Origin of the sequence: Acinetobacter brisouii (genome assembly GCF_008993995.1) — a bacterium.
Lineage (GTDB): Bacteria > Pseudomonadota > Gammaproteobacteria > Pseudomonadales > Moraxellaceae > Acinetobacter > Acinetobacter brisouii_A.
In genome coordinates, this window is the sequence record NZ_BKNN01000105.1 from 1 (window position 1) to 5,207 (window position 5,207).

General features: G+C 44.5%; 6 protein-coding genes. All 6 read left to right on the plus strand.

Annotated elements, in window-relative coordinates; genetic code table 11:
• The first annotated feature begins 152 nt into the window (after window positions 1-152).
• From GBN19_RS14395 to GBN19_RS14420, 6 genes are read left to right on the plus strand one after another with little or no spacing between them, the layout of a single operon-like run.
• Window positions 153-380, plus strand: a complete 228-nt coding sequence (locus GBN19_RS14395; protein WP_151778592.1) for a tautomerase family protein — start codon at window positions 153-155, stop codon at window positions 378-380.
• Complete coding sequence (locus tag GBN19_RS14400) at window positions 377-1,171, plus strand: 2-keto-4-pentenoate hydratase (protein ID WP_151778593.1); 795 nt, start codon at window positions 377-379, stop codon at window positions 1,169-1,171. Before GBN19_RS14395 ends, GBN19_RS14400 begins: the two co-directional genes overlap by 4 nt.
• On the plus strand, window positions 1,168-1,935 hold the full coding sequence (locus tag GBN19_RS14405) for a 2-keto-4-pentenoate hydratase (protein ID WP_151778594.1): 768 nt from the start codon (window positions 1,168-1,170) through the stop codon (window positions 1,933-1,935). Before GBN19_RS14400 ends, GBN19_RS14405 begins: the two co-directional genes overlap by 4 nt.
• Before the next feature lie 16 nt (window positions 1,936-1,951).
• Window positions 1,952-2,902, plus strand: coding sequence for an acetaldehyde dehydrogenase (acetylating) (locus GBN19_RS14410; protein ID WP_151778595.1), 951 nt, complete (start codon window positions 1,952-1,954; stop codon window positions 2,900-2,902).
• A 13-nt stretch (window positions 2,903-2,915) separates the two neighbouring features.
• Window positions 2,916-3,929, plus strand: coding sequence for a 4-hydroxy-2-oxovalerate aldolase (gene mhpE / locus GBN19_RS14415; protein ID WP_151778596.1), 1,014 nt, complete (start codon window positions 2,916-2,918; stop codon window positions 3,927-3,929).
• A 52-nt stretch (window positions 3,930-3,981) separates the two neighbouring features.
• Window positions 3,982-4,578, plus strand: coding sequence for a hypothetical protein (locus GBN19_RS14420; protein WP_151778597.1), 597 nt, complete (start codon window positions 3,982-3,984; stop codon window positions 4,576-4,578).
• The last annotated feature ends 629 nt before the right edge of the window (window positions 4,579-5,207 follow it).

Here is a 5,207-nt window from a genome sequence, read left to right on the forward strand (position 1 = left end):
TACCTTTTTAGTATCAAATACTGGCTAAAAAAGCATTGGATGTCAATTCAGGTTCAGCGCATTCTTGATTACAACAAGAACAGCGATTCGACAATATTCAGAATAATGTCCGATTTTGATATGGAACAGTCGCAATTTGAGAGGGATACCTTATGCCAATTGTTCATATTTCACTGGTCGAAGGCCGAGATAGCGCCAAAATCAAAGCCTGCGTCAAAGCCGTGGCGCAAACGGTCGCTGAAACTTTAGATGCACCTTTAGAGTCCATTCGTGTCTATGCGACTAGTACACCTGCTGCACATTGGGCTGTCGGTGGAAAAACCAAAGAAGAAATGCAGGTTAAAGCCGTGGTTACAGAAGAAGAAGGAGCTGAAGCATGAGTACTGCACGTCTACAAGCGGCTGCCGATGCTTTGTATCAGGCTGAGCAGACAGGCAATCCGATTGAACCTCTGCATCGACAATGGGCCGATTTAAGTTTAGATGAAGCATATCAAATTCAAGCGATTAACACTGAACGTCAGCTTGCTCAAGGCGCACGTCGAGTGGGATGCAAAATTGGTTTAACTTCCGTGGTTGTACAGCAGCAATTGGGTGTTGACCAACCTGATTTTGGCATTTTGTTTGACCATATGAGCTATGGAGATTCTGACCCAATTCCAACCGATATTTTGGCTCAGCCCAAGGTTGAAGCCGAGATTGCCTTTGTATTGAAACAGGATTTGGATATGCCGAATCCGAGTTTACTCGATGTTATGCAGGCAATTGACTATGCCTTACCTGCCTTGGAAATTGTGGGAAGCCGTATTCAGAATTGGGACATCAAAATTACCGATACCATTGCTGACAATGCATCATCGAGCGCCTTTGTGTTGGGAACAACCCCGCGGGCTTTGTCGGAACTCGACTTACGTTTATGTGGCATGGTGATGACCCGTCGTGGTGAACCAGTTTCCACAGGTGCGGGTGCTGCATGCTTGGGACATCCTTTAAATGCAGTGCAGTGGTTGGCTCGAACTATGGTCAGTGTCGGCACGCCACTTCGTGCAGGCGAAGTCATTTTATCAGGTGCTTTAGGTGCCATGGTTAGTGTACAAGCAGGCGATGTGATTGAAGCACGTATTCAGGGTTTAGGCAGTGTCCGTGCCGTTTTTTCAGGAGTCGCTGCATGAACAGTATCCATAATTTTGCCAGCTTACTTGACCAAGCTGCAAGCCATGCCACAGAAGTTGCACAATTTGACCCGAAAGGCGAACTCAGTTTAGAAGAAGCTTATGAAATCCAAATGACATCAATTGCTCACCGTTTAGGACGGGGCGAACAGCGTGTTGGCGTCAAAATGGGGTTTACCAGCCGTGCCAAAATGCAGCAAATGGGCTTGTCCGATGTCATTTGGGGGCGTCTAACCGATGCCATGCAGATTGAAGAAGGCACCAGTATTTCCTTTAAAAATTATGTACATCCACGCTGTGAACCTGAGTTGGCATTTATTTTAAAGAAACCTTTAATCGGTAATGTCACGGCTGCACAAGCACTCGCTTCAGTGGAAGCCATTGCACCTGCTTTAGAAATTATTGATTCACGTTATGAAAATTTCAAATTCAGTTTGCCTGAGGTGATTGCTGACAATGCATCCTCAAGTGGTTTTGTGATTGGTCCTTGGGCAAGTGCAAAAACTGATTTTAGTAACTTGGGTTTGACTTTAAATATCGATGGTCATGTCAAACATGTCGGTTCTACCGCAGCATTACTGGGACATCCTTTACGTTCTTTGGTGGCGGCGGCACGACTGGCAGCCGCAGCAGGTGAACCCTTACAAGCAGGCTGGATTGTGATGGCGGGTGGTGCAACCGCAGCAGAATGGATTTACCCAAATCAATATGTCTCAGTTGAAATGCAACAACTGGGGAGTGCTGGATTTTACGTGACAGAATAAAAATTAAGGAGCAGATATGGCGAAGAAAGCAAAAGTTGCCATTATTGGATCAGGGAATATTGGCACAGATTTAATGATTAAAATTTTGCGCTATTCACAGCAATTAGAAATGGCGGTGATGGTCGGAATTGACCCTGATTCAGATGGTTTGGCACGTGCACAACGCATGGGTGTTGCAACAACCCATGAGGGTGTACAAGGCTTAATTAATTCACCTGAATTTCAAGAGATCGAATATGTCTTTGATGCGACCAGTGCCAATGCTCATATTCACAATGAAGCCTTGCTGCGTCAGCATAAGCCTGATATTCGATTGATTGACCTAACCCCAGCGGCACTCGGCCCCTACTGTGTTCCTGTGGTCAATTTGGATGAACATTTAAATACTCACAATGTCAACATGGTGACTTGTGGTGGACAGGCTACGATTCCGATGGTGGCGGCTGTCTCAAAAATTGCCAAAGTTCACTATGCTGAAATCATTGCATCAATTGCCAGTAAATCGGCAGGGCCTGGGACACGTGCCAATATTGATGAATTTACCGAAACCACCAGTCAGGCATTGGAAGTAGTTGGTGGTGCAGCGAAGGGGCGTGCCATTATTATCATGAACCCTGCTGAACCACCGCTCATGATGCGTGACACGGTGTATGTCCTGAGTGAATTGGCTGATCAGCAAGAGATTGCTGACAGTATTCAGAAGATGGTGGCTGCGGTTCAGAGTTATGTGAAAGGTTATCGTTTAAAACAGCAGATTCAGTTTGAAGTGATTCCTGAAGATGCACCCTTACATATTGCAGGTTATGGCACATTTAGTGGTTTGAAAACCGCCATCTTTTTAGAAGTTGAAGGTGCAGCGCATTATTTACCTGCCTATGCAGGCAACCTCGACATTATGACCTCAGCAGCACTGGCAACGGCTGAACGTATGGCTTTGGCACAGCAACCACAGGCGGTACTGGGTTAACAGGAGTTCAATCATGGATGTTCAAAATAAAAAACTATATATCTCAGATGTGACCTTGCGGGATGGCATGCATGCGATTCGCCATCAATACAGTTTAGATCAGGTGCAGGCGATTGCTCAGGCACTGGATATGGCACGTGTTGATTCAATCGAGATTGCCCATGGCGATGGCTTGCAAGGTTCAAGTTTTAACTATGGTTTTGCCGCACATACTGATTTGGAATGGATTGAAGCTGCGGCAGATGTTGTGCAGCATGCTCAAATTGCCACATTACTGATTCCCGGAATTGGAACCATTCACGATCTTAAAAATGCCTATCAGGCGGGTGCGCGTGTGGTTCGGGTGGCAACGCACTGTACCGAAGCTGATGTTTCTAAACAGCATATTGAATATGCAAGAAACCTCGGCATGGACAGTGTTGGTTTCTTGATGATGAGCCATATGCAAACCCCGCAAGGTCTGGCGCAGCAAGCCAAATTGATGGAAAGCTACGGAGCAAGCTGCATTTATGTGGTGGACTCTGGCGGGGCGATGAACATGCAGGATATTCGTGACCGTTTCCGAGCCGTCAAAGATGTCCTGAATCCTGAAACACAAACAGGCATTCATGCCCATCATAACTTGAGTTTAGGCGTTGCCAATTCGATTGTTGCGGTTGAAGAAGGCTGTGACCGAATTGATGCCAGTCTGGCAGGAATGGGCGCAGGCGCAGGCAATGCACCTTTGGAGGTTTTCATTGCGGCAGCAGACAAACTTGGCTGGCAACATGGCACAGATTTATATGCCCTGATGGATGCTGCGGATGATCTGGTGCGTCCATTGCAAGACCGACCTGTACGAGTGGATCGGGAAACTTTAGCACTTGGTTATGCAGGTGTTTACTCGAGTTTCTTGCGTCACGCAGAACGTGCAGCCCGTCGTTATGACTTAAAAACAGTCGATATTTTGGTTGAACTCGGCAAACGCCGCATGGTGGGTGGTCAAGAAGACATGATTGTGGATGTTGCCTTGGATCTATTGGCTTAAATTCCTCACAATTACACCATAAAACAAAGAAATAAATGCATGGAGCACAAGGATGAATATTTTAATTATACAAATTTTACTGACCATCACCAGTTTGGGTTATAGCCTGATTCCGCTGATTTTTGACAGTAACTCGACTCACATGACCAATCCACTTTGGGTACCACATGCGCGTTTCCATGTGGTTTGGCAGGTGTACAGTTTTGTCGGATTTGCATTATTGGCGCTCTGGATGATCTGGTTTGCAGACTTTCCGCAACACTTATGGGTCGCTGCAATTATGTCTGCAGTTGCTTATGGCGGTTTCTTTGTTGCGGTGTTTGCGCGCAATTTATATGGCGGTGCAACTTATGATGACAATGGTGTCTTGCCGTGGCGTCCGCCTGTTTTAGGTCGCTGGTTTGCCTTTGAAGTCAACATTACTTTGTTTAGCTCAACGGTGATTATCTTGATCATGGCAGTTTTGGGTTTAATGCTACCAACAGGTGGTCATGATCAAGGTGTTGTGACGGCTCTTTGGAGCATTATGTATGTGCTGTTCGGATTGCTTATGGTGACATTGGTACTGTTTGTTGGTGGGTTTGTGGTCGGTCGCAGTAAAAAATCAGCCAGTAATGCTGAAATGGCGACAGTAAAAAATGAACTCTGAAATGTTTAAACGATTAAAAATTGCCTCGATCTGAGGCAATTTTTTTATGCAATGATTCGCTTAGAACAATTTATCCATGACTAAGGTGAGCATATACGGATGTTTGCATAAACCACTTGGAACACCCGCTGATCATCATTTGCACAGAATGAAGTTAGCTATGCTGTTTGGTACTTTTTCTGACAAAACTCATCTTGTAAAGGCAGTATAGGCATATCTAAAAGCTATCTGGCATAGTTAAATGCAGCGCATCAATATTCTGTTCAAAAATAGCTGCTCACTATGTTGTTCAAATGCTGAAATTTCTGGAGCAGTGAGCAAGCCACTGTTACAAAAAGAGGCCTGCGAGTATCCATGATTTTTAATGCTCGATGACTTCACTGAATGGCGAGTAAATTAAACTAAAAAATAGATTTTTATCATAAACTATAATACTCTGAACTTAATATGATGATACCTCACGACTATGAATTGGATAAAAAGAACAAACCAATCTATCATCTTCTTACCTATTATGACTGTGATCTACTTAGGATTAATTTCCTATGAATAGACCTCTTGCGAAAGTAAAAAATTGTTTATACTAGTCCCATGAAATATGAAAATTTAACTAGATTTAAAGATGGGGA